Source organism: Cycloclasticus sp. (assembly GCF_019090545.1).
In the GTDB taxonomy this organism is placed as follows: Bacteria; Pseudomonadota; Gammaproteobacteria; order Methylococcales; family Cycloclasticaceae; genus Cycloclasticus; species Cycloclasticus pugetii.
On the sequence record NZ_JAHRVT010000024.1, the window covers coordinates 1 to 21,805 of the forward strand.

The window sequence follows — 21,805 nt, forward strand, 5'->3', positions numbered from 1 at the left end:
AAGATGATGATCGTTACGCCCATCCTTTTGTTCTACCACAGGGTTACAATGATATTAATTTAGTCCCCTATTGGCAAAGCAAAGCCTCTGACATTTCATTTTCTGATGCGACTTCCTTTCAGAGTCAGCTGTGTGATAACGGTTTGGCCCCCAAACAAAATACAACCCCTGAATATGCCCATGTAGCAAATTATGCTTATCACCTTGATGCAGGTAAATTGGTAACTTTTTTGCAAAAACACTGTATTATTCATTTTAAGAGCAAGGAGAGGGGAAAGACAGTTTCTTTTGTAGTTAGAAGAGCTGCATAAAAAATAATAATAAAAATAAAAACTAGGGGGCTTTTAGCCCCTTTTTTTTGCCTGAAATAAATGTTCTGGAGGCTTTGGTTTAAAGCGTTAAGGTTTGGGTCCCCTGTTCACTGGCAAGCAAAACAGTATCAGCCGACCGGTTAGCGAATAGGCCTGTTGTTACAACACCGGTAATGTTATTGAGTGTGTTTTCCAGTTTCATTGGCTCTAAAATATCTAAACGGTGAATATCTAAAATGACGTTGCCGTTATCAGTAATAAAATTTTCTCGCCAGACGGGCTGACCACCAAGTGCTGATATGGTTCGAGCCACATAACTTCTAGCCATCGGAATGACTTCTACAGGCAGCGGAAATTTGCCCAATCGTGAGACTAACTTGCTATGGTCGGCAATACAAATAAAGTGTTTGCTGGCGGCGGCAATAATCTTTTCACGGGTCAAGGCACCACCGCCACCTTTTATGAGTTCTAAATTCGTATTAATTTCATCGGCTCCATCAACATAAATATCTAAAGTGCCCACGGCATTTAAATCAAGAACCGGGATGCCTAAAGCCAATAACCTTTCTGTGCTGGCCTCTGAACTTGAAACGGCACCTTCAAATTGATGCTTAAGAGGAGCCAATAAATCAATAAAGTGGTTGACCGTTGAGCCGGTACCAATGCCTAAAATACGGCAGTTCTTTACGTACGGGATAGCGGCTTGTGCGGCTAGTTTTTTTAAGTCGTCTTGCATGATTAAAAGATTGGCGTTAGTTGTTAAGAAGTATTCGTATGATATATCGCATCTAAGCGTAGTTAGAAGTTATTTAATCATCATTTTTTATAATGCATGGGATGAGTCGCCTAGTAGGCGTTGTTTTGCCTTGGCTGAAAAGCAGACCACTCCAAGCTCTGTGACGATGGCATCTAATGGAACATCCCAGGCTTCAGGCTTAATAGTATCAACCATTTGCAGGCTATAAGCGATACCCACTAAGAGCGGTTTTTTTTTGCATGCCGGACTCAACATAAAATTGAGTGTACGGTCATAGTAGCCGCCACCCATACCTATGCGATGGCCTAGCTGGTCAAAACCCACTAAAGGAATAAGTATGCTGGTTAATAATTTAGCAGGTAAATAGAGCTGTTTGGCAGGCTCGGGGATATTGAATCGATTGTTTTCCAATGGATCGCCCCATAGATAAGAAGAGAATCTAAGTCTTTGCTTATTTAAAGCCGGGAGATAGTGTTTGCAGCGGGTCTTTGAGCAAGCTTGTATGAATAAATTGAGTGTCGGTTCACCATCATTAGCGAGGTAACTCGCAACACTTGAGGAGCGAAGAAGAAGTCCTGTTTTTAACAAATGTTGGTTGATGCTGTAATCAAATCGGGCTCTATCAGAGGTCGAAATAGCGTTACGTCTGCGTCGTAATGATTGTCTTAAGGAAGGTATTAATTGGGTCATAAAATAGGGCGCTTCCCGCCAGTGCCGTATTCAGGTTTCTACCTTGAACCGATAGGTTCAAGTGGGAGTCGGACATTTGCATTAGGCTTCTCTATGTAGAGCGTGCACACCAACAAAATGATCTGTCTTCCCGGGTAGGTAATTAGGTCCAAGGGCATTTCACCTTAACTCGAACACCGCAGGAAACGCACTGACAGTGTAACCCTATGAAAAAAAATTAACAGTATATTTTTATATTTAAAGAGAGATAAAAAATATTTTTATTATTTTACAGCTGATCAAGATGTTTTCTAAAGAGTGTAAAGCCGCTTCGTTTTGCAGCTAAGGTTAAACAGATTGCGGTTGATGTCGTATGAAGTCTATCTAATTTAATGAGTAGGGCAAATTAAAGTTAAAGTAGGAAAACTATTTACCGAAGGCGTCTATGGCAAAGTCTAGTTTATTTTGAAGGGCGATTATTTTGTCACTAATATTTAAAGAGGCGCCGCTTTTTTTTTGGTTTTCAACTAAAAAATCATGTGTGATATTGAGGCCAGCCATTACGGCTATGCGGTCTAAGCCTACTACTCGTCCGGATTTTTTAATGCTTTGCATTTTTTCATCTAAAAACCGAGCAGAAGACTCAAGCCCTGCTCGCTCATTTTCAGAGCAGCTGACTCGGTACTCTTTATCTAGTAGGTGTAAGGTGACAGTCGTGGAAGTTGACATGCTTATATTTCCATTAATTTAAGCCTAGAAATCATTGACTCAATACGCGTTTTAGCTTTTTCAGTTTTATCCATTAAAGCACTGCGTTGTTGAATGAGATCGGCTTGCTGGCTCTTGAGTTGTTGGTTTTCTTCATGCAGGTTTTGGCACACTTGAACAAGTGCGTCAATTTTCTGCTCAAGGTGTTGCAAGTCAATTTCTGGGTTTTGTTCTTTATTCACAAGATAAATAGTAGGTGTGATTGCTGAGAAGGTCAATACCGTTAGTAATATAGTCGGTAAGTTTTGGTGCCTCGGTCACGTAATGATAGCATAGCCACATTGATAAATTGTTTGGAGTGGGCAGTGAAACGTTTAGGTAATTATGAGGATTTGCAGTTAATTTTTGATGAGCATGATGCTGGTATGAATGTGTCTGAAGCACATGGCTTGGCGTCAGGCATGCTATGTGTGCAATTTGATGCAGACTTTAATCGTTGGATAAGTGCAATATTTGATACGGAAGATCAGCTAAAAGCCTTAACGAATGAGGATAAGCAAGGCTTAATTGGTTTGTTTCAAGGTACATTGGAATTGCTCAAAACCGATGAGTTTATTTTTGACTTGTTGCTACCCGATGAGGAAGAACGGATTGGTGTGCGGGCAGTTGCCATGAGTGAATGGTGCCAGGGTTTTTTATATGGCGTGGCTTATATGGGGGTCGGTGATGATAAAGATTGGAGTGAGGACTGTAGAGGCATATTAAGAGATTTAATGGAGATTTCACGTTTAGATGCCGACAACTCAGATGAGTCAGATGAACAAGCGTTTATGGAGTTACAAGAATACGTGCGGATGGGCGTGCAAATTTTAATGCAAGAACTGCAACCAGATAGCGATTCATCAACGGAACAACCAACGCTTCACTAGCGAGATATAAAGGAGGCTTTGTGATAGAAGAGCAAAAAGAATTTGCCCGTAGAAGGCAGCAATTTTTACGCATGGTGGGTGAAGGGAATATTGCGGTGATCGCCAGCGCATCTATTATGCAACGTAATAGCGATGTGGAATTTCATTTTCGTCAAAACAGTGACTTTTTTTATTTAAGCGGTTTTGATGAGCCTGAATCGGTGATTGTGTTTGTACCAGGTAGGGAACAAGGCGAGTATGTTTTATTTTGCCGAGAATATGATGAGAAAACCGCTTTATGGGTAGGGGCGAGTGCGGGCTTAGAAGGCGCGGTTCGTGATTATGCTGTAGATGATGCATTTCCGATTGATGATATCGATGATATTTTGCCTGGCTTATTGGAAAATAAAAATCGGTTGTATTTCCCAATGGGGGCACAGCCTGATTTTGACCAACAATTGATGGATTGGTCTCAGCAAGTAAGAGGCCGCTCTAGGGCAGGGGTATCAGCACCCGCAGAGTTTATTTCGTCAGATCATATTTTGCATGAAATGCGGCTTATAAAGTCAGCACAAGAAATTAAATGGATGAAAAAGGCGGCAAAAATATCAGTTAAAGCACATATTAAGGCTATGCAGTCTTGTCGTCCGGGGATGTATGAATATCAAGTTGAGGCAAACCTTAAGCACTGTTTTATGAGTCATGGCGCACAGCAAGAAGCCTACCCAGCGATTGTCGGTGGTGGGCATAATGGATGTGTTCTGCATTACATAGATAATAATGCCGTATTAAATGATGGTGATTTATTGTTGATTGATGCGGGTTGTGAGTGGAAAAAATATGCATCTGACATTACCCGAACTTTCCCCGTAAATGGTGTGTTTAATGAAGAGCAAAAAGCGCTCTATCAATTAGTGTTAGATGCCCAGTACGCAGCTATAGAGCAAGTTAAGCCCGGTAATCATTGGAACGACCCGCATGATGCTGCGGTTGAGGTGTTAACAAAAGGTTTGGTTAGACTTGGTTTATTGCAAGGAAGCTTGTCAACATTGATTAAAAATGAGGCCTATAAGCCGTATTATATGCATCGTACAGGGCATTGGTTAGGGATGGATGTACACGATGTTGGGGATTATAAATTAGATGATCAATGGCGCTTGCTGGAGCCCGGCATGGTGTTGACCGTTGAGCCTGGTTTGTATATTCACCCAAATGCTAATGAAGTCGATAAAAAGTGGCGTGGGATTGGGATACGCATTGAAGATGATGTGCTTGTCACTAAAAAAGGGCATGAAGTGTTGACTGGTAGTGTGCCTAAAGAAATTAAAGACATCGAGTCGCTGATGAGCAAGGTTAATGACGACTGATTACGATCTTATTATTATTGGCAGTGGGATGGTCGGTGCATGTCTAGGTTTGGCGCTGAGCCAGACATCGCGCCGTGTTGCTATTGTAGAGGCAAAGACCATCGATGAAAAACAAGCCGATAGTGTAGGGAAAAGAGCAATAGCCTTGTCTTGGGGTAGTAGGGGAATTCTTGAACAGCTAAATAGTTGGCAAGAGCTGAGTGATGAAGCGATGCCAATACGGCATATACATGTTTCCGATAAAGGACGTTTTGGTAAAACGAGACTGTCAGCACAAAACCAGCAGGTTGAGGCGCTGGGGTATGTGGTAGAGGCTAGGTGCATTGAGTCGGTTGTTTCGACCAGGTTGGCAGCTACCACGGTTGATGTTTTATCGCCGGCAACGCTAAGTGATTATACGGTTAATGACAACGGTGTAGAGGTGATTGTTAGTGTTAATGGGAAAGAGCAAACACTGTCTTGCAAACTATTAGTTGGTGCGGATGGCGGGCTGTCAAAAGTTCGTCAACTAGGCCCTTTTGAATTAAAAGAATATCCTTACGATCAGCAAGCGATCACGGGCTTAATACATGTTGAGTCAGATGAAAATGACGTTGCTTATGAGCGGTTTACTAGCGAAGGTCCAATTGCGATGTTGCCGCATTTTGATGGGCTTTATTCGTTAGTTTGGACAATGCCGTCTAGTATAGCCGAACAGGTGAAAAACCTATCAGAGGACGCTTTTCTGCAGAGGTTGCAATTACGCTTTGGGCAGTGGTTAGGGGAGTTGTCGCTAGCGGGAAGCTGCCAAATGTTTCCATTGAGTCTGTCGCATGTCCCGCAGAATATTTCAAATCGAGTAGTGTTGATTGGTAATGCTGCACACCAACTTCATCCAGTGGCGGGGCAAGGGTTTAATCTTGGCCTGCGTGATGCAGCCATGTTAGCAGGGGTGATCATCTCAGCGCAGCAAGATGAGGAGCTTGATGATGTGCTTGAAGTCTATGCGCGACATCGCAAAACAGACCAAGCATTAATAACAGGGTTTACCGACAGTGTGATTAAATTATTTTCAACAGATAACGCGGCGCTGAGTGTGATGCGAAATAGTGGTTTGTTAATGTTGGACAACATCCCCTTGTTGAAGAACGAGTTTGCGCGACAGGCTATGGGCTTAGGCGCTCCAATCGCAAGGTTAAAGGTCAGTTAATGAGCGAAAAAAAATACCAAGTAGCGATTATTGGTGGCGGCATAACGGGAGCAACAATGGCTTGTTTGTTGGCTGAAAAAGGCATCTCGGTTGCCCTGGTGGATGCTGGTGATCCATCTGCTGAATGGCCTCAGGAGAGTTATGATTTACGTGTTTCTGCACTCACCCTTGCCTCGATTAACGTGTTTAAATCATTAGGGGTTTGGGACGAGATTGTTCAATTGGGTGAGCAACCAATTGAAAAAATGTATGTGTGGGATCATTTCGGTAGTGGTGAGTTAGCCATCGATTCGGCCGAGGCTGGTGAAATGCAGATGGGTGCGGTGGTGGAAAATCGCATTACTGTCTTAGCGTTATGGAAAAAACTACAGCAGTTAAAAAGCTGCGATGTTTTTAAATTAACGCAATTGATGAGTTTTGAGACTAATGAAGATGGTGTGTCGATTCAGTTGTCAAAGAATACCCAGATCAACGCCCAGCTATTGGTGGGCGCTGATGGATCAAATTCTAAAATACGGCAACTAAGTGGAATAGAGCACTATGGTTGGAGTTATCAGCAAAAAGCGCTGGTGGCGACAATTAAACCGGAAAAACCACACCAAAATACTGCTTGGCAGCGGTTCTTGCCAGAAGGTCCTTTAGCTTTATTGCCTTTACGAGATGGTTTGATCTCTATTGTTTGGACATCGTCGGTGGAAACAACAGAAGGTTACTTAGCCTTGTCGGACTCGGATTTTTGTAGAGCGTTAGTAGAGGCGTCTGAGCAGCAGCTTGGTAAGCTTGAGTTGGTAAGCCAACGCGGAGCATTTCCATTAGCGTTACAGTTTTCATCGCAATATTGTCAGCAGAGAATGGTTTTGATTGGTGATGCGATTCACACCATTCATCCGCTTGCAGGGCAAGGCGCAAATTTGGGGCTCAAAGATGCTACGGTATTAGCCGATGTGGTGTTAAAAGCACATATAGCAAAACGCGATATAGCCAGTGAGCAGGTATTGCGACGTTATGAGCGTCAGCGTAAGGGCGACAATTTGTTAATGATGGGCATTATGGATGGCTTTAAACGGCTTTTCGCTGCAGATCAATCACTTATTAAGCTGACTAGAAGTTCGGGTATGGGTTTGATTAACCAGTCGGCGTTATTGAAAAACCAAATTTGCAAATATGCTATGGGGGTTTAAGTTCAATCAGTTGTCAGTAGGCCCGAAATAGACAGTGTGTGTTCGGCCGCCTTTCTGCCAATAGACGTTAAATATCCGCCATCTTTTTTGTCGATTAACCCTTTATCGAACAAGCGAGCGGCGGCATCAATAGTTGCTGGGCTAGCGTCGTGATGTATTTTTATGCCCTGCTCGGTATTGCTAAGATCGTACTGTATAAGGATGTTAAGTTCATCAATGAGTTCTTGGTTGAATTTCATTATTAATCCCCCTAAGTTGGACCGCATACATTCTTTTTAATGTGGGTGAAACAGTAACACTATTTTTCAGTGTGGGCAAAAAGATCCGATGGCTTGAAAATTTTTGTTGATGGAAATAGTGACTTTAGCAGGGTACAATGGATTATCAATTAACCTCTTTTGGGAGAGATCGGTATAACACCGACGCCGAAGGCGCAATTCGCTCGGAATCGCTCAGGCAAATGGACCATAAGAGAATTTACCGGCTTGCCGGTAATCAGTTGACTCTGGAGAGAGGTTAGGCGGATACGTTTAGCCCACCGAAGAGGCAAGAGGGCAAAAGCTCTTAAACTTTCAGGTTTTGGACAGAGGGGCGGCATGTGGTTTCCGCGTGCCGCCCTTTTTTTGTGCGGAGAAATTAGATGACTAAAAAGACAATTTTAAATGATGCGCACCGTGAACTGGGTGCCCGAATGGTGGATTTTGGTGGCTGGGATATGCCAGTAAATTATGGTTCGCAAATAGATGAACACCATGTGGTCAGACAATCGGTTGGCATGTTTGATGTGTCGCATATGACTGTTATTGATATTAATGGCGCGCAAGCGAAAGCTTTTTTACAATACCTGTTAGCGAATGATGTGGCGAAGCTAGCTCGACAGGGAAAAGCTTTATATAGTTGCATGCTGAATGAAGCAGCGGGCATTATTGATGACCTTATTGTTTATTTTTTAGACGATAATAATTATCGTCTAGTGGTTAATGCTTCAACGCGAGAGAAAGATTTAGCGTGGATTGAAAAGCAAGCCGACACATTTGAAGTGACCGTGACAGAGCGGCCTCAATTGGCAATGATTGCAGTACAAGGTCCAAAGGCTCGTCAAAAAGTTTGCCCATTATTACCGGAGCGGTTAGGGCTGTCGGCAGCTGAAATTAAACCATTTAGTGCCTGTTGGTATGGTGAGTGGTTTATTGGCAGAACCGGCTACACCGGAGAGGATGGCTTTGAGATTATACTGCCCGAAGAGAAAGCAGAAGGTTTTTGGAAACAGTTAATCGAAGTGGGTGTTAAACCGTGTGGTTTGGGCGCAAGAGATACGTTAAGGCTGGAAGCAGGTATGAATTTATACGGTCAAGATATGGATGAAAGCAAACATCCTCTAGAGTCTGGCTTAGCATGGACGGTAGCCTTTCAACCTGAAAACCGTCACTTTATTGGCCGTTCAGCGCTTGAGACGATAAACGCTAACGGTGTCAGCGATCAGTTTGTAGGTCTGCTGCTAGAAGATAAAGGCATTCTCAGAGGGCATCAAAAAGTCGTCTTGCAAGATGGCTCTACTGGCGAAATAACCAGTGGCGGGTATTCGCCGACAATGGAACGTTCTATTGCGCTGGCACGTGTACCAGCAAATATTGCTGAAACATGTAAAATTGATATTCGTGGCAAACTTAAAACGGCAAGGGTAGTCAGCCCTTGTTTTGTTCGTCATGGGGACGTACAGGTAACGTTATAACAACATCAAGCGAAATGATCGCTTAAACGAAATAAGTGCCCTTGGGGACAAAGAGAGGAAAAAACATGTCAAATACACCTGATGATAGAAAATATGCGGATTCTCATGAATGGGCATTACTGGAAGCCGATGGTAATATTCGCGTTGGGATAACCGATCATGCGCAAGAACTATTGGGAGATTTAGTTTTTGTTGAGTTACCTGAGGCTGGTCAAGCTGTTGGTAAAGGCGATGAGTGCAGTGTTGTTGAGTCGGTAAAGGCGGCGTCAGATATCTATAGCCCCGTAACAGGGGAAATTGTAGCGGTTAATGACGCATTAGAAGATAGTCCAGAAGCAATTAATGAGTCACCATATGACGAGGGTTGGATTTTTGTCGTAAAACCAACTGATGCCAGTGAGCTGGATGATTTATTGGCTGCTGAAGGCTACGAAAACTTAATCGACGACGAGTAATAATATGCCCTTTATTCCCCATTCAGAGCAAGATATCGAACAAATGCTATCGGTCATTGGCGCGGATAGTATTGAAGACTTGTTTGATGAAATCCCGGCAGATTTACGGTGTGGTGATTTAGAGAAAATCCCACAAGGTATGAACGAGATGGAAGTGACTCGTCTACTTCGAGACCGTGCGGCACAAGATGGCTTACCACTATGCTTCTTAGGTGCCGGTGCTTACGAACACCATATACCTGCTGCTGTTTGGGAAATAACCACGCGCGGTGAGTTTTATAGTGCGTATACACCCTATCAAGCCGAAGCTTCGCAAGGAACCTTACAGTTGTTGTATGAATTTCAGTCGATGATGGCTAGTTTAATGGGCATGGATGTATCAAATGCATCGCTGTATGACGGTGCTTCGGCACTCGCTGAGGCTGTTCTAATGGCGGTGCGTGCGAATAAAAAGTCTAAATCACGGAAAATATTAATGCCGGTGACGACGAACCCTGTTTATCGTTCAGTAACAGAGGCGATTGTCAACAATCAAGATATTGAGCTGGTGGCCGTGCCGTATGATTCAGAAACGGGCCAAACTGATTTAAATGCGCTCGACTCGTTTTCAGGCGAAGATTTTTCTGCCTTGGTGATTCCCCAGCCTAACTTTTTTGGTGTGATAGAAAACGTAGATGCTTTAACTGCATGGGCAGCTGAGAATAAAATGCTGTCAATCGCTGTGGTTAACCCAGTAGCCATGGCATTGTTAAAACCACCAGGTGAGTGGGGGCAAACAGGTGTTGATATTGTTTGTGGGGAAGGCCAGCCACTGGGTGTTCCGTTAGCGTCAGGCGGGCCGTATTTTGGCTTTATGTGCTGTAAACAAAAGCATGTTAGACAAATGCCTGGTCGAATTATTGGTCGGACAACAGATCTAGATGGTAAAGAAGGGTTCACCTTAACGTTGCAGGCCCGCGAGCAGCATATTAGGCGTTCAAAAGCGACATCAAATATTTGTACAAACCAAGGGTTATTGGTAACAGCGGCAACTATTTATATGTCCTTGCTTGGTCCAGAGGGACTTAAAAAAGTAGCACTCAATTCACATAAAAACACCCAACTTTTACGCAATCGCTTGCAAGCTATAAAGGGTGTGAAAACAGTGTTTAATGCTCCCAACTTTCATGAGTGCGTTCTTCAGTTGGACATGGACGTTAAACAATTAATTGATACGTTGGCGCGAGAGCACCATATTTTGGCTGGTTTTGAAGTGTCTGCGCATTACCCTGAATTAGGTAATGCCTTGATGGTTTGTGCTACTGAAACACGCACAGAAAACGACATTGAGCAATTTGCAACGACGCTCGATACATTATTAAACGGATAGGAGAAATAACCATGGCAACAATTACACTACAAAGTAATGAGATTCATACAAACGGCGATGTTCCTGCAGTGGGTTCAAACGCGCCAGACTTCAGCCTAACAACTAAAGAGTTGGCCGATGTATCGCTCGCAGATTATGCCGGTAAAAAGAAAATAATTAGCATTGTGCCAAGCTTGGACACACCAACTTGTCAGCTATCAACCAAAAAATTGAATGAATACGCTAAGAGCCACCCTAATACAGTGATTCTTGTTGTATCGGCGGATTTACCATTTGCAATGTCGCGCTTTTGTGGCGACGAGGGCTTAGAAAATGTCGTTACCTTGTCAATGATGCGCGATCGTAACTTCGCAAAAGATTATGGTGTGCTGATTGGTGATGGACCGCTGAAAGGTATTACAGCGAGAGCGTTAATTAGTTTAGATGAAAACAATAATGTAAAAACGTCAGAATTGGTGGCTGAAATTGCCGATGAGCCGGATTACGAGACAGCATTAGCCGCACTATAAAAGAGATAAATTTGACATGCTGATATTCGAGCAATCGCACAGTGGGCGGGCGTCAAACGCTCAGTTGCCGCAAGATAATGAAGCTTTGGCTTCATTGCCTGCAGACGCCTTAAGAACCTCCAAGCCAAATTTACCTGAGGTTTCAGAAATGCAGGTGGTGCGTCATTTTACGCGCTTATCTCAGAAAAACTTCTCGATAGATACGCATTTTTACCCGTTGGGTTCTTGTACGATGAAATACAACCCACGTGCCTGCAATACGCTAGCGAGTTTACCTGAATTTACTGGGCGGCACCCACTTGGGCCTAGCTTGCACGGTCAGGGGTTTTTATCGTGCATGTATGAACTACAAGGCATGTTAAAAGAGGTTACAGGGATGCAGGCAGTCTCTTTGTCTCCTGCGGCCGGTGCTCAAGGTGAGTTCGCGGGTGTGGCGATGATTAAAGCCTATCACGATGAGCGTAACGATACGGCGCGTTGTGAAATCTTAGTCCCTGATGCGGCACATGGTACTAACCCAGCATCGGCTGTTATGTGTGGTTATAAAGTGCGAGAAATCCCCACTGGAAAGAATGGTGATGTTGATATTGAGGCGCTAAAAGAGGCGATTGGCCCGCAAACTGCGGGCATTATGCTGACAAATCCAAGTACGTTAGGTGTCTTTGATCGTAAAATAAAAGAGATCGCTGGCATTGTGCATGATGCCGGGGGGTTGTTGTATTACGATGGGGCTAACTTGAATGCCATTTTGGGTAAAGTACGCCCCGGTGATATGGGTTTTGATGTGATTCATATGAACTTGCACAAAACGTTCTCTACACCACATGGTGGTGGTGGGCCAGGGGCAGGGCCAGTAGGCGTCAGCAAGCGCTTGAAACCGTACTTGCCAGTACCAATTGTTGGTAAGAAAGAAGGGCAGTACGTGTTATTAGATGAACAAGATTGCCCTAAGACGATTGGTCGCTTGTCTGCTTTTGCAGGTAATGCGGGTGTTTTGTTACGAGCTTATATCTATGCAAAAATGCTCGGTAGAGAGGGGATGTCACGTGTTGCAGACTTTGCGACCTTGAATGCAAACTATTTATTGAAACGTTTAATGTCGGCAGGTTATGACGCTGCATACCCTGAGCGGCGTGCTACACACGAATTTATTCTAACGCTTAAAAAACAAGCAAAAGAACTTGATGTAACGGCGATGGATGTGGCGAAACGTCTCTTGGATTATGACTTCCATGCGCCAACAACCTACTTCCCATTGTTAATACCTGAGTGTTTGTTAATTGAGCCAACAGAAACTGAAGCTAAAGAAACGCTCGATGAATTTGTCGACACGATGGCGAAAATTTTAGATGAGGCAAAAATGCAGCCAGAAAGCTTAAAAAATGCGCCTTATAGTCTACCTGTAAGACGCTTAGATGATGTCAAAGCGGTTAAACAGTTGGATGTAGTATGGCAGGAGTTAAACCAATGAGTGCTGTAGAGTCAAAGGATATAAATGCCGAAGCGGGTGCTGACATGAACGCTAAGCCTCAATCAGCATTAATTTGTGGCTCAATGGCATTTGATACGATTATGGTGTTTCCTGATAAATTTCAACACCATATATTGCCCGATAAAGTACATATGTTGAATGTATCCTTTTTTGTACCTGAGTTACGCCGTGAGTTTGGTGGTTGTGCAGGCAATATTGCTTATAATTTACATTTGTTGGGTGAAAACGCATTGCCCATGGCAACAGTGGGTAAAGATTTCGCTTCTTATGCGCAATGGATGCTTAAAACAGGCGTAAAGCAAGACTATCTAAAAGTGCTGGAAGATGACTTTACCGGTCAAGCTTATATCACCAGTGATATGGATGATAACCAAATTACTGCTTTTCACCCTGGCGCAATGGGACGCTCCGAGCTTAACAAGGTGCCTAGCGATGCGAATATAAGCATTGGAATAGTCTCCCCGGATGGTAAAGCAGGGATGATTGAACATGCTAAGCAATTTGTTGAAGCGGGTATTCCATTTGTTTTTGACCCGGGTCAAGGTATGCCAATGTTTGATAGCGATGAATTAAAAACGTTTATTGAACAAGCAACATGGGTGACTTTAAATGATTATGAAGCGGCGATGTTGCAAGAAAAGACGGGCCTTTCACCACATGAAATAGCTGAGCAAGTAGAGGCATTAATTATTACTAAAGGCGCAGAAGGGTCGTTGGTTTATACCAAGACGGAGCGTATCGATATTCCGCCTGCAAAAGCAACAGCATTGGTCGACCCCACAGGGTGTGGTGATGCTTATCGCGGTGGCTTGCTATACGGCTTGATGAATGGCTTGGATTGGGAAGTAACAGGGCGTATTGCGGGGCTAATGGGGGCGATTAAAATAGCCCATGCGGGTACGCAAAACCATGTTGTGACGCTAGATGAGCTCAAAATGCAGTATGCAGAACAGTTTGGCGGCTCATTTTAAAGAAGTTGTTATAAAAGGGGTGTAGGACGACCTATATCGTCGTGCAATGACGACATTAAGCCCTAAAGCTAACCAAGCCGTTATCAACGGCTGGTTAACAGTATTGGCTAACATGAGTCGCGAAATACACGACTCATATTAGCTATTGTTACAGCGAAGCGGTCATTTATTTTTTAAATGAGTTAAAAAATTGCTGAGTTGCTTCAATGTTGTTTGCCATTATTTTCTTAAAAGCGTTAGTAATGTGATAAAGGTCTGTTGGTTTGCCTTCAATAATTCGTTTATAGAAAATACCTGTTTCTTTTGTTGCTTTAGAGGCACCTTCAACAAGCGTTTCGTTTAGCTCGGTTGCGTGTGTAATGGCCTCTTTAGACTTGGTTTCTAGTTCATCTATGGTTGTCATAATCTGTTCCTTTGTTAAATGATGCGGTGCACAATATCTCATGCTATATCTTTTATGTCAACACAAGAATATAAATTTTATTGGCGTGCTGGGTCTCTAGTTAGCTTATGAAAACAGCTTGCTGAGGCTAGCCTAGCCAGTAGTTTTCACAGCCTTAAATGGCGGTTAATCGGCTGTGCTGATAGAAATGGAGGCTCTTTAAATACTAGAGCCTCCGTTGAAAGTTAAAGTTAAGAGCTGACTGAAGAACAGTTACCTTTTAGGTCTTTAATGAGCGCTTAATTGTTAATTAAGCTGCTATGAAGCTGGTTTGACAATAAATTTGAATAATAAGGCAGTTATTGCAATGCTCCAGACGATAACAGCACCGCTGGGTAAATCAAATAATGATGAGCCAATTAAGCCAAACCCATAACCGGTGGCACCAATGAGAAAACCAATTAAGAGTGGTTTTTTATGCCCCAGGCTACCCAGTGCAGGAATAATTAAGCTCGCAAACACTAGATACACCCCGATCAGTTGAACAGAGTTGGTAACCGCTAACGCAAATAAAATGTAAAAAACAAGATTACCTAAGCGGTTTCGAAAGTTAAATAATAGCCAGACAATTAAGCAGGTTACCAAGGCCGTAGGTAAAAGTTGATCACTAGTGGTCCATAATATTTGACCGACCAGTAAGTCTTTCAGTGAATCACCGCCATGTGGGTTATTAGCAAGCAGCAAAATACTAGCGGTAGCGGCTAAGATAAAACTAATGCCAATAAGGGCTTCTTGGTGTTTTCCCCAGTGCTTTTCGGCCCAGCTTAAGCCTAATGCGCCGATTAAAGAAGCAGATAAAGCGGCGACTTGAACCTCCCAGCCATGTGCTTCCCAGCCAAAATGCCAGGCTACGATAACCCCTAAACCAGCCATTTGTGCAATAGCTAGATCAATAAAAATAATGCCGCGTTTTAGAACTTCTTGCCCAAGGGGGACATGCGTTGCGAGGACCAGTAGGCCGACAATAAATGCCGGCCCAATAATCGAAAGTTGAAGTCCTTCAATGTTCATGATGTAACATTTAATAATTGACTGAGGAGTCGATCAAACCAATTAATTAGAGTTTCATTATTATCAGGGCTGAGGGGTAAAGCAATGGCGGGGAGCGCCGTTTTACTGCTTAGCCAACGTGCCGATTTATCACTTTGGTAACTAGCATAAAGTAACATCTGAGCAGGTTCTTTTTTCAATGTGCTTAGTACCTTAGCAAGGTGAGTGCTACTTGCTGGAATACCGGGTTTTGGCTCTAGAGTTGCTACTTGCTTTAAACCTAACCAGCTTGATAGATAGACCCAATTATTATGGCTTACAACGATAGGTTTATCGCGTAATGGTTTGCTTCGCTGTTCCCATTGCTGCATTGCCTGTTGCCATTGCTGAGTAAAGGTTGCTAGGTTGTGTTGGTAATATGCTTGATGAGAGGGATCAATCATTGCTAGCCTGTCAGCTAAGGCCACGGAGACTTGAGCGATGCGTTTAGGATCTAGGTGAAAGTGAGGGTTTCCGGCAGCATGAATATCACCGAGACTACGATCAAGCACGGTTGGTTTGTCCATCAGGCTAACGTAGTCAGCAGCCATAAAATAGCCTGTTTGACCGACCTGCACATTAGGGTTAGCAGATTTACGTAGTAATAAAGGAAGCCAGCCTGTTTCGAGGTCTGCACCTGTGCAAACTAACAGGTCGGCGCGGCGCATTCTGGCAATCAGGCTAGGGCGTGCTTGTATATGATGAGGGTCTTGCATCGCAGTTGTAGCGCTGTTGACGTGTACTTTATCACCACCGAGAGCTTTAGTTAGCGCTGCCCATTCAGGTTCACATGCAAATATATTGAGTTCAGCGTGGGCGTAAAATGGGCTGAGCAGAGTGAGTAATAAAATAAATTTTTTTTTCCATGGATGTAACATAATTGTCTCCAAACGAATGAATGTCGCACAGGCACAAAAGGCCTGTGCGATTTGTTTTTAATATTGATGAGCGCCGTGACTGCCTAGGCTAGTAGTGTATTGTAAGAAAATCTGATCATCTGATTCCTGGTAGGATTTATCACGGTTAAATTGCAGCCGTATCCGAGAAAATTCACTCGGTAACCACTCGATCATTGCACTCATACGTTTAGGTTTAAAACCGTCGCTATCTAAGCCTGCTTCCATTAACACATCGTCATCGAAGCCAGTGTTATCACTTTCTAACTGGTCATAACGAAGCCCTGCTCGCCACCGAGGTTTAAATTGATAAATAGTTTGTGCGTACCAGCCTTTTTGATGGCCGTCGAAGCTGGTTTCTTCTAGAGGTGGGCCACTGTTTAGCATGCTAATGGTGCCGTTTTCTTTACGGTCAAAATATTCAAACTGTACCTTAACATGTTGGTTTTTAGGGTTACCATTGGGCGCCCATTTGTAGACAAAATCAACAGCGTTTATTTTGCTATCGCCATCAAAAGATGGGGTTTCTTCAGCGCTATCTTCTTCACCATGGGCATGGCCACCACCTGTACGACCTTCTATGTTATTAGCTTGCCAATGACTTAAACCCAATTGCCAACTGTGTTCGATGCCGATATCACCACCGATGTTAGCAAATACTGTTGCTGCGCCAATACCACTTTGCTCGCCAGCGGATGGGAATTGGCTACCACTCATAATTTCTGCGCCTAACTGTAAAAAAGTATCGGTCGGTGCTATATAACTTAGTTGAATACCATCATCCCTAAGTTGGTCGCCAAATAAGCCGCGATAAATTAACGGCGCATCGGCAAAATCCCAAGTGTGAACATGGTGTTCATTCAGATACCCCATGGCAGAAAAGAAACGACCGGCCTTGATAGTTAGGCCATTCCCTAAACCTAATGTCTGTATATAGGCTTCTTCTAGGTCTACTTCGGTGCTACCGTCATCATTATGAAAGCCAAGAGTGGCTTTGCCATAAAACGTGTTGTCAATATTAGCGCTCATGACCAGTTCGCTTTCGCCCACTGCAAACCCTTGGCTACCTAGGCCAGATTCGCCACCGAGCATGAAGCCGGGCAATGCGTAATCATCGGGGTCATTGCTCATGTCGGCAAAACGACCATCGAGAATAAGGCTAATGGCTGGATTGAAAGAATTTTGGGTCAGGAAGCTGCTCTGTTTCGGTTTAACTGCTGCTTCCTGTGTTTTAAGTTCGACATATTGCGTTCTTTTTTCGGTTTCTATTAATCTAGACTCAAGGGCCTCAATGCGTTGTTCATAGTTCTTTTTAAGGGTGTCTAGCTGTTGTTTTAATAAGGCAATTTCAGTGTTAGAAAGTGCCGGGGTAGAAATAATTAAACTGGCGATTATTGCAGCCATAGTAAATGCTTTACGCATAAGTAACTCTCCTGTAACAAAAAGGTAGTCACGCAAGGTCAGTCCATCGCGTAACGTTAAAATGTGGTTTACAAGAAAGTAAAGGGAGGTGCGCGAGCGAAATAAGCTGTTTTTAGTAGAGGAACTTGCTGAGTGGGAATGCCATCAACATGTGTTTTAGACAATAGTGGAACAGCGGGGAGTCGAATAGCCGAAACGAGTCCATTGCTAGACTTTTCACACTGGACAAATACCGTGCACGAATGGCTGGCTTTGTGAAAGGAATGCTCTACAGAATGGGCAAGCGCAGCCATTTGACTGATAAGCATCATGCTTATCAGTGCAATAGGTATTAAGACTTGTTGCCGTTTTTTCATTTATTGAAATGGAATATGTGCTGAAGGTTAATACCGACAGCTGATTTTAGAGTCATTCTAAACAACTAGGCAATATATAACGGCTATGCTTTTTTTACAAATATAGATTTCAGCTTCATTGGGCCAATACCAGTGATTTTACAGTCAATGTCATGGTCGCCTTCAACTAAGCGAATATTTTTTACCTTAGTGCCGACTTTTACAACAGATGAAGAGCCTTTAACCTTTAAGTCTTTGATAACAGTGATGCTATCACCATCTTGTAAAAGGTTACCGTTTGAGTCTTTTATGACTAATTTGTCAGTGTCGGTTTCGCTTGAATTGGCGGACCACTCATGAGCACACTCAGGGCAGATATACACAGTCCCGTCTTCATAGGTGTATTCTGAGTTGCATTGGGGGCAATTAGGTAAAGCACTCATGTTAGATCCTTTTGTGTGAGCTAATGGGGGAAATACCATTATAAGTTTTTACCTGTCTTATTGGCCAGTTAAAAGGACTAAGGGGGTGTTTAGCGATTAATGATTTTAGGTTATTCGGTTAGTTTGCCACGTAGCTTTTTTAATTGGCCGCGTTGAGTTTTATTATCAGTCCGTTTTTTCTTAGCATTTTTGCTAGGCGAGGTTGCTCGCCTAGCTTTTTGACTAACCGTTACGCTTTTTATGATCTGTTTTAGGCGTTCTAGCGCATCGGCACGATTTTTTTCTTGGGTGCGGTATTGCTGAGCCTTAATGATGATAATACCCATATTATTAATACGGTGATCTTGTCGACTTAATAATCGTTGTTTAAAAAGCTCAGGCAGGGAGGATGCGTTAATGTCGAAACGTAAATGAATGGCCGATGAGAGTTTATTTACATTTTGCCCCCCAGCTCCTTGCGCGCGGATAGCTGTAAGCTTAATTTCATCATCAGCAAGGGTGATATGAGGGGTGATGACTAACATGAACTTTATTGCGGTTTAGTAAAACGGGTGCTAAATATTGGTTTAGCCAAAACAAGGAAAAAGGCAGCCGAGAGTACCGAAGAGGCGAAAATCATACACATCACCATAATTTGATAACGCACAGCAATCAGTGGTGATACCCCAGATAGTATCTGCCCGGTCATCATGCCCGGCAAAGAGACTAGGCCAACCGCAAATAGCGAGTTTATAACCGGGATCAGTGAGGCATGAAGTGCAATACGCCGCGCCTCCAAGTAAGAGACATGGCGATCTATTTCTGCATGGATACGCTCAGCGGCTAAACTAACGCTATTCATCGCATTGGCGAAAATCATTCCAGCTAATGGAATGATGATTTGAGGCAAATACCATGGTTTTAAATTAAGTACACCTTGAGTGATAACCAGCAGGGTAAAACCACCACCAACAATAATGGAGAGAAAGGCTTGTTTATACAATAGGTTACGCTTTATCGGGATCGTGCCTAGAGCAATCCAGCTGGAGGCAAAGACCATAATAGCTAGAACAGTGATAACAATGGCAGCATTATCAGCGTTAAAAATGTAGCTCAACAGGTAGCCGACTAAAAGCAACTGAACCAACATGCGTGCTAGGGCATAAAGTGCGTTGCTTGACTCTAATGACCATTTAAACAAAATAGCCAAGGCGAAAAGAACAGGGATAAAAGATAGCGCTAGATTTAACAGAGGAATATTTTGAATATCGTGTCCCATCTAATCGCTGTTAACTGTATTAGTTAGGTGCGTTTATCTGCTTGGCGCTTGTTTCGAGCGCTTTGCTTTTTTAAAAACAAGGCGAGTTCTTTTTCTGCCCATTGGACGGCTTCAGCTTCTGATTTAAACCCCGTTTGGGTTTTAGAAATAACCGTGTTTTTTGAACTGGCGCGACGAATGATGTCGGCTCTCCAGCTATCTTTTTCTGCGGAAGTTTGAAAAGTGTACTTTTTAGTAATGCTCATAAGTATAAGTTTGTCTTGAGTTTAAGAATCTGTTTCTAGCAAGCGTATGCCATCTTTTTCGATATTGATAATGCGCTGCTTATATAAACCACCAATGGCTTTTTTGAACGCACCCTTGCTCATCCCGAAGGTGTCAGAGATGATTTCTGGGCTGGATTTATCGTGAACCGGTGCAAAGTTATGGTTCTTTTTTAAATAATTAAGAATAATTTTACTGTATTTATCGCGTGTTTCTTTGCCGCCTTGGAGGCTTAAGTCTATTTTACCGTCGGGTCGAATACGTTTAATAAACCCTTTTTTTGATTGCCCGAAACTTAATTTTTGGAAGACATCATTTTTGTATAAAACCCCCCAATGTGAATGGTTAATGATGGCTTTAAAGCCTAAGTCGGTGCTGTTCGCAATGATAAGGTCAACTTGCTGTTGTGGGGTAAAGTCATGAGGTGCTTCATCATCGATGAACTTGTCTATTTTTGATGAAGCGACAATGCGCCCATCATTCTTGTCGAGGTATAAGTAGACTAAATAGGATTTGCCAACATCCATTGGTCGATGTTGTTCAGCAAATGGTACAAGAACATCTTTTTCTAACCCCCAGTCCAAAAAAGCACCCACATGTGTACGTGCCACGACTGTTAGGTAGGCAAATTCACCAACCTGAGCTTTGGGCTTTTTTGTGGTGGCAATCGGGCGGTCTTCTGAGTCGAGGTATAAAAAAACATAAATCAACGAACCAACGGTTAAATCACTTGGAGCCTGCTTGTTTGGCAGGAGAACTTCACCTAATTCTTTAGCATCTAAATAAAAGCCGAAGTCGAGCGACTTGATGACTTCTAATTGATGTGTTTTTCCTAGCGTAACCATGGTCTACTCCTAATATTCGGTGTGCTGGCAATTATACAGGTCGTTGACAGTTTAAATGATTAAAACAGATGGCTTCCTTGCATCAAGACGCTTTATTGACGCTGTGTTTGCCAAAGAGCGGCGTGACCGAAGGTTAACATTGCTGCGTCATCGATTATCCCAATAACGTTGCATTTCATAATATAAGAATGAGGCCGTCCAGGTGATTAATACCAGCCCGGTTAATGACTCTAAGCCGGTTAAATGGCGCAAATCACCGATGGGTTGAATATCCCCAAAGCCTAAGGTTGTAAAGGTGGTGAAAGATAAATACGTGCAATCAAGCAAACTACCATCAAAATTGCCTTCTAAATGCCCCCAGCCTTCAGCATGATGCATAAAGTAAAACGCAAAGGCAAAGACCCAAACCTCTACCGCATGCGCAATAAGCGCAGTAAAAACGCCAAACAGTATTCTCAGTCGATGCTTTAATTTCATTTTTGGGATATATCGAGAAACACGGTATAAAAATTCGTAATGGATGATCACAGCAATGGCGACAACGAGCGAATTTAAAAAAAATATATGAAACATTGATTTGAGGAATAGGGGCTAAACGTAATGGTTATTGGTTGATTGTATACTGGCGGGCAGAAAATTATCGTGTTCATACGTATGAACGATTTATCGGCCTTAAGGGTATTCCGCCACTAGGTCGAGTGGGGTTAGATTGGGACAGTGGTCAAGTAGTGGGTAGTAGGCGGTGATGATAATAAATTGGCGAGTTTATCAATATCGCCACGCCCCGTCCGCCAGGCCATATAGCTTTCGTAGTCACTGCGTTGGTCCCACTTTTCAAGTAAAACAATATGGTGTCTATCGTCCTCATCACTGGTTACCGAAACACTTTGGCAGCCTTTGAAGGCACGTGTGTCGGGTAGGATCGACATAAAAACGCTTAATAGCTCTTCTCGGTTTTCAGGGTTAACTTGTAAATCTAAAATAACATCAACTGTCATAGCGATACCTTTTACATGGTTTGCCCGTAGGACTATCCAGTATATGCCTATAAACTAAAGCCCGCAAGAATGAGGAAATACCCTGAGACTGGGCTTTATTCACCGTTACATAAGGGAATAAAGCGTTGTGAAGAACGAAAAACTCGATATTTGGGAGTAGGCCTTATAAACCGAGAATCAGGCCAAAACCAGCGACTAATAAACTGGCCTAACAGTAAAATGAGTAAGCAAGCTGTTTTATCGTGTACGTTTTTG

General features: G+C 43.1%; 28 protein-coding genes, 1 other RNA gene and 2 riboswitches. Of the genes, 11 read left to right on the top strand and 18 right to left on the bottom strand.

The annotated features are described in order from the left end of the window. Nucleotides 1–311: tryptophan 7-halogenase (locus KUG63_RS04250; RefSeq protein ID WP_287554179.1), on the top strand; the 311-nt coding region annotated here is incomplete at its 5' end. Between the two features lie 79 nt (nt 312–390). Here KUG63_RS04250 and rpiA read toward each other — a convergent pair. From rpiA to KUG63_RS04275, 5 genes are all read right to left on the bottom strand, one after another. Next, on the bottom strand, nt 391–1,047 hold the full coding sequence (gene rpiA, locus KUG63_RS04255) for a ribose-5-phosphate isomerase RpiA (protein WP_020932027.1): 657 nt from the start codon (nt 1,045–1,047) through the stop codon (nt 391–393). A gap of 87 nt (nt 1,048–1,134) precedes the next feature. Then, on the bottom strand, nt 1,135–1,758 hold the full coding sequence (locus KUG63_RS04260) for a 5-formyltetrahydrofolate cyclo-ligase (protein WP_287554181.1): 624 nt from the start codon (nt 1,756–1,758) through the stop codon (nt 1,135–1,137). Nucleotides 1,759–1,766: 8 nt separating this feature from the next. After that, a non-coding RNA gene (gene ssrS / locus KUG63_RS04265) (6S RNA) lies at nt 1,767–1,946 on the bottom strand. Nucleotides 1,947–2,163: 217 nt separating this feature from the next. After that, nucleotides 2,164–2,466 (bottom strand): cell division protein ZapA, encoded by a 303-nt coding sequence (locus KUG63_RS04270; RefSeq protein WP_015006766.1) that lies wholly within the window; start codon nt 2,464–2,466, stop codon nt 2,164–2,166. A 2-nt stretch (nt 2,467–2,468) separates the two neighbouring features. Then, on the bottom strand, nt 2,469–2,687 hold the full coding sequence (locus KUG63_RS04275; protein WP_015006765.1) for a TIGR02449 family protein: 219 nt from the start codon (nt 2,685–2,687) through the stop codon (nt 2,469–2,471). A gap of 123 nt (nt 2,688–2,810) precedes the next feature. On the opposite strand from KUG63_RS04275, the gene KUG63_RS04280 reads away from it, so the two are divergent. From KUG63_RS04280 to KUG63_RS04295, 4 genes are read left to right on the top strand one after another with little or no spacing between them, the layout of a single operon-like run. Beyond that, entirely contained in the window at nt 2,811–3,374 is a 564-nt protein-coding gene (locus KUG63_RS04280; RefSeq protein WP_015006764.1) for a UPF0149 family protein, read from the top strand. 20 nt (nt 3,375–3,394) lie between these two features. Next, nucleotides 3,395–4,720, top strand: a complete 1,326-nt coding sequence (gene pepP, locus KUG63_RS04285; protein ID WP_277642205.1) for a Xaa-Pro aminopeptidase — start codon at nt 3,395–3,397, stop codon at nt 4,718–4,720. Continuing rightward, nucleotides 4,710–5,909 carry a 2-octaprenyl-6-methoxyphenyl hydroxylase gene (ubiH, locus tag KUG63_RS04290; protein ID WP_287554184.1) on the top strand — a complete coding sequence of 400 codons (1,200 nt, stop codon included), beginning with the start codon at nt 4,710–4,712 and terminating at the stop codon, nt 5,907–5,909. Before pepP ends, ubiH begins: the two co-directional genes overlap by 11 nt. Then, nucleotides 5,909–7,090, top strand: coding sequence for a UbiH/UbiF/VisC/COQ6 family ubiquinone biosynthesis hydroxylase (locus KUG63_RS04295; RefSeq protein WP_287554185.1), 1,182 nt, complete (start codon nt 5,909–5,911; stop codon nt 7,088–7,090). Before ubiH ends, KUG63_RS04295 begins: the two co-directional genes overlap by 1 nt. Before the next feature lie 2 nt (nt 7,091–7,092). On the opposite strand, the gene KUG63_RS04300 is transcribed toward KUG63_RS04295, so the two are convergent. Next, the gene (locus tag KUG63_RS04300) at nt 7,093–7,329 is read right to left on the bottom strand and encodes a TIGR02647 family protein (protein ID WP_016390492.1); all 237 of its coding nucleotides are present in this window, start codon (nt 7,327–7,329) and stop codon (nt 7,093–7,095) included. Between the two features lie 150 nt (nt 7,330–7,479). After that, nucleotides 7,480–7,568: riboswitch (glycine riboswitch) on the top strand. A 17-nt stretch (nt 7,569–7,585) separates the two neighbouring features. Then, a riboswitch (glycine riboswitch) is annotated at nt 7,586–7,687 on the top strand. Nucleotides 7,688–7,730: 43 nt separating this feature from the next. On the opposite strand from KUG63_RS04300, the gene gcvT reads away from it, so the two are divergent. The 6 genes from gcvT (at nt 7,731) to KUG63_RS04330 (ending at nt 13,618) form a co-directional block, all read left to right on the top strand. Further along, nucleotides 7,731–8,822: a glycine cleavage system aminomethyltransferase GcvT gene (gene gcvT / locus KUG63_RS04305; protein ID WP_015006759.1), complete on the top strand. Its 1,092-nt coding sequence runs from the start codon at nt 7,731–7,733 to the stop codon at nt 8,820–8,822. Nucleotides 8,823–8,887: 65 nt separating this feature from the next. After that, nucleotides 8,888–9,277: a glycine cleavage system protein GcvH gene (gcvH, locus tag KUG63_RS04310; RefSeq protein WP_016390493.1), complete on the top strand. Its 390-nt coding sequence runs from the start codon at nt 8,888–8,890 to the stop codon at nt 9,275–9,277. A 4-nt stretch (nt 9,278–9,281) separates the two neighbouring features. Beyond that, nucleotides 9,282–10,646: an aminomethyl-transferring glycine dehydrogenase subunit GcvPA gene (gene gcvPA / locus KUG63_RS04315; RefSeq protein ID WP_287554188.1), complete on the top strand. Its 1,365-nt coding sequence runs from the start codon at nt 9,282–9,284 to the stop codon at nt 10,644–10,646. A gap of 11 nt (nt 10,647–10,657) precedes the next feature. Then, nucleotides 10,658–11,155: a thiol peroxidase gene (gene tpx, locus KUG63_RS04320; protein WP_015006756.1), complete on the top strand. Its 498-nt coding sequence runs from the start codon at nt 10,658–10,660 to the stop codon at nt 11,153–11,155. A gap of 16 nt (nt 11,156–11,171) precedes the next feature. Further along, entirely contained in the window at nt 11,172–12,626 is a 1,455-nt protein-coding gene (gene gcvPB, locus KUG63_RS04325; RefSeq protein WP_020932037.1) for an aminomethyl-transferring glycine dehydrogenase subunit GcvPB, read from the top strand. Then, nucleotides 12,623–13,618 carry a carbohydrate kinase family protein gene (locus KUG63_RS04330; protein ID WP_015006754.1) on the top strand — a complete coding sequence of 332 codons (996 nt, stop codon included), beginning with the start codon at nt 12,623–12,625 and terminating at the stop codon, nt 13,616–13,618. Before gcvPB ends, KUG63_RS04330 begins: the two co-directional genes overlap by 4 nt. Before the next feature lie 166 nt (nt 13,619–13,784). Here KUG63_RS04330 and KUG63_RS04335 read toward each other — a convergent pair whose 3' ends face one another. From KUG63_RS04335 to KUG63_RS04390, 12 genes are all read right to left on the bottom strand, one after another. Continuing rightward, nucleotides 13,785–14,021: a hypothetical protein gene (locus KUG63_RS04335; RefSeq protein ID WP_015006753.1), complete on the bottom strand. Its 237-nt coding sequence runs from the start codon at nt 14,019–14,021 to the stop codon at nt 13,785–13,787. 297 nt (nt 14,022–14,318) lie between these two features. After that, nucleotides 14,319–15,071: a metal ABC transporter permease gene (locus KUG63_RS04340; protein ID WP_015006752.1), complete on the bottom strand. Its 753-nt coding sequence runs from the start codon at nt 15,069–15,071 to the stop codon at nt 14,319–14,321. Next, on the bottom strand, nt 15,068–15,967 hold the full coding sequence (locus tag KUG63_RS04345) for a metal ABC transporter substrate-binding protein (RefSeq protein ID WP_015006751.1): 900 nt from the start codon (nt 15,965–15,967) through the stop codon (nt 15,068–15,070). Before KUG63_RS04345 ends, KUG63_RS04340 begins: the two co-directional genes overlap by 4 nt. A gap of 57 nt (nt 15,968–16,024) precedes the next feature. After that, the gene (locus tag KUG63_RS04350) at nt 16,025–17,407 is read right to left on the bottom strand and encodes a hypothetical protein (protein ID WP_287554192.1); all 1,383 of its coding nucleotides are present in this window, start codon (nt 17,405–17,407) and stop codon (nt 16,025–16,027) included. A 68-nt stretch (nt 17,408–17,475) separates the two neighbouring features. Further along, nucleotides 17,476–17,763 (bottom strand): DUF2607 family protein, encoded by a 288-nt coding sequence (locus KUG63_RS04355; RefSeq protein WP_020932042.1) that lies wholly within the window; start codon nt 17,761–17,763, stop codon nt 17,476–17,478. An 83-nt stretch (nt 17,764–17,846) separates the two neighbouring features. Next, on the bottom strand, nt 17,847–18,185 hold the full coding sequence (locus KUG63_RS04360; RefSeq protein WP_015006749.1) for a zinc ribbon domain-containing protein YjdM: 339 nt from the start codon (nt 18,183–18,185) through the stop codon (nt 17,847–17,849). A gap of 110 nt (nt 18,186–18,295) precedes the next feature. Beyond that, nucleotides 18,296–18,709 carry an alternative ribosome rescue aminoacyl-tRNA hydrolase ArfB gene (gene arfB / locus KUG63_RS04365; protein WP_015006748.1) on the bottom strand — a complete coding sequence of 138 codons (414 nt, stop codon included), beginning with the start codon at nt 18,707–18,709 and terminating at the stop codon, nt 18,296–18,298. 5 nt (nt 18,710–18,714) lie between these two features. Continuing rightward, a complete protein-coding gene (locus KUG63_RS04370) occupies nt 18,715–19,443 on the bottom strand; it encodes an ABC transporter permease (protein ID WP_015006747.1) in 729 nt (242 codons plus the stop codon). Nucleotides 19,444–19,466: 23 nt separating this feature from the next. After that, on the bottom strand, nt 19,467–19,688 hold the full coding sequence (locus tag KUG63_RS04375; RefSeq protein WP_015006746.1) for a DUF3622 domain-containing protein: 222 nt from the start codon (nt 19,686–19,688) through the stop codon (nt 19,467–19,469). Nucleotides 19,689–19,709: 21 nt separating this feature from the next. Continuing rightward, complete coding sequence (locus KUG63_RS04380) at nt 19,710–20,552, bottom strand: S1 RNA-binding domain-containing protein (protein WP_015006745.1); 843 nt, start codon at nt 20,550–20,552, stop codon at nt 19,710–19,712. 147 nt (nt 20,553–20,699) lie between these two features. Next, nucleotides 20,700–21,125: a potassium channel family protein gene (locus tag KUG63_RS04385; protein WP_015006744.1), complete on the bottom strand. Its 426-nt coding sequence runs from the start codon at nt 21,123–21,125 to the stop codon at nt 20,700–20,702. Between the two features lie 131 nt (nt 21,126–21,256). Next, nucleotides 21,257–21,550 carry a putative quinol monooxygenase gene (locus KUG63_RS04390; RefSeq protein ID WP_073023150.1) on the bottom strand — a complete coding sequence of 98 codons (294 nt, stop codon included), beginning with the start codon at nt 21,548–21,550 and terminating at the stop codon, nt 21,257–21,259. Between the last annotated feature and the right edge of the window lie 255 nt (nt 21,551–21,805).

Bases quoted from the DNA above. Each gene is read 5' to 3' on its own strand.
- arfB (WP_015006748.1), bottom strand. From the start codon at position 18,709: ATGTTAGTCATCACCCCTCATATCACCCTTGCTGATGATGAAATTAAG.
- tpx (WP_015006756.1), top strand. From the start codon at position 10,658: ATGGCAACAATTACACTACAAAGTAATGAGATTCATACAAACGGCGAT.
- KUG63_RS04390 (WP_073023150.1), bottom strand. From the start codon at position 21,550: ATGACAGTTGATGTTATTTTAGATTTACAAGTTAACCCTGAAAACCGA.
- KUG63_RS04300 (WP_016390492.1), bottom strand. From the start codon at position 7,329: ATGAAATTCAACCAAGAACTCATTGATGAACTTAACATCCTTATACAG.
- KUG63_RS04370 (WP_015006747.1), bottom strand. From the start codon at position 19,443: ATGGGACACGATATTCAAAATATTCCTCTGTTAAATCTAGCGCTATCT.
- gcvT (WP_015006759.1), top strand. From the start codon at position 7,731: ATGACTAAAAAGACAATTTTAAATGATGCGCACCGTGAACTGGGTGCC.
- KUG63_RS04350 (WP_287554192.1), bottom strand. From the start codon at position 17,407: ATGCGTAAAGCATTTACTATGGCTGCAATAATCGCCAGTTTAATTATT.
- KUG63_RS04360 (WP_015006749.1), bottom strand. From the start codon at position 18,185: ATGAGTGCTTTACCTAATTGCCCCCAATGCAACTCAGAATACACCTAT.
- KUG63_RS04355 (WP_020932042.1), bottom strand. From the start codon at position 17,763: ATGAAAAAACGGCAACAAGTCTTAATACCTATTGCACTGATAAGCATG.
- KUG63_RS04385 (WP_015006744.1), bottom strand. From the start codon at position 21,125: ATGTTTCATATATTTTTTTTAAATTCGCTCGTTGTCGCCATTGCTGTG.
- gcvH (WP_016390493.1), top strand. From the start codon at position 8,888: ATGTCAAATACACCTGATGATAGAAAATATGCGGATTCTCATGAATGG.
- KUG63_RS04330 (WP_015006754.1), top strand. From the start codon at position 12,623: ATGAGTGCTGTAGAGTCAAAGGATATAAATGCCGAAGCGGGTGCTGAC.
- KUG63_RS04380 (WP_015006745.1), bottom strand. From the start codon at position 20,552: ATGGTTACGCTAGGAAAAACACATCAATTAGAAGTCATCAAGTCGCTC.
- KUG63_RS04375 (WP_015006746.1), bottom strand. From the start codon at position 19,688: ATGAGCATTACTAAAAAGTACACTTTTCAAACTTCCGCAGAAAAAGAT.
- KUG63_RS04260 (WP_287554181.1), bottom strand. From the start codon at position 1,758: ATGACCCAATTAATACCTTCCTTAAGACAATCATTACGACGCAGACGT.
- ubiH (WP_287554184.1), top strand. From the start codon at position 4,710: ATGACGACTGATTACGATCTTATTATTATTGGCAGTGGGATGGTCGGT.
- KUG63_RS04295 (WP_287554185.1), top strand. From the start codon at position 5,909: ATGAGCGAAAAAAAATACCAAGTAGCGATTATTGGTGGCGGCATAACG.
- gcvPB (WP_020932037.1), top strand. From the start codon at position 11,172: ATGCTGATATTCGAGCAATCGCACAGTGGGCGGGCGTCAAACGCTCAG.
- rpiA (WP_020932027.1), bottom strand. From the start codon at position 1,047: ATGCAAGACGACTTAAAAAAACTAGCCGCACAAGCCGCTATCCCGTAC.
- KUG63_RS04335 (WP_015006753.1), bottom strand. From the start codon at position 14,021: ATGACAACCATAGATGAACTAGAAACCAAGTCTAAAGAGGCCATTACA.
- KUG63_RS04270 (WP_015006766.1), bottom strand. From the start codon at position 2,466: ATGTCAACTTCCACGACTGTCACCTTACACCTACTAGATAAAGAGTAC.
- KUG63_RS04340 (WP_015006752.1), bottom strand. From the start codon at position 15,071: ATGAACATTGAAGGACTTCAACTTTCGATTATTGGGCCGGCATTTATT.
- gcvPA (WP_287554188.1), top strand. From the start codon at position 9,282: ATGCCCTTTATTCCCCATTCAGAGCAAGATATCGAACAAATGCTATCG.
- KUG63_RS04345 (WP_015006751.1), bottom strand. From the start codon at position 15,967: ATGTTACATCCATGGAAAAAAAAATTTATTTTATTACTCACTCTGCTC.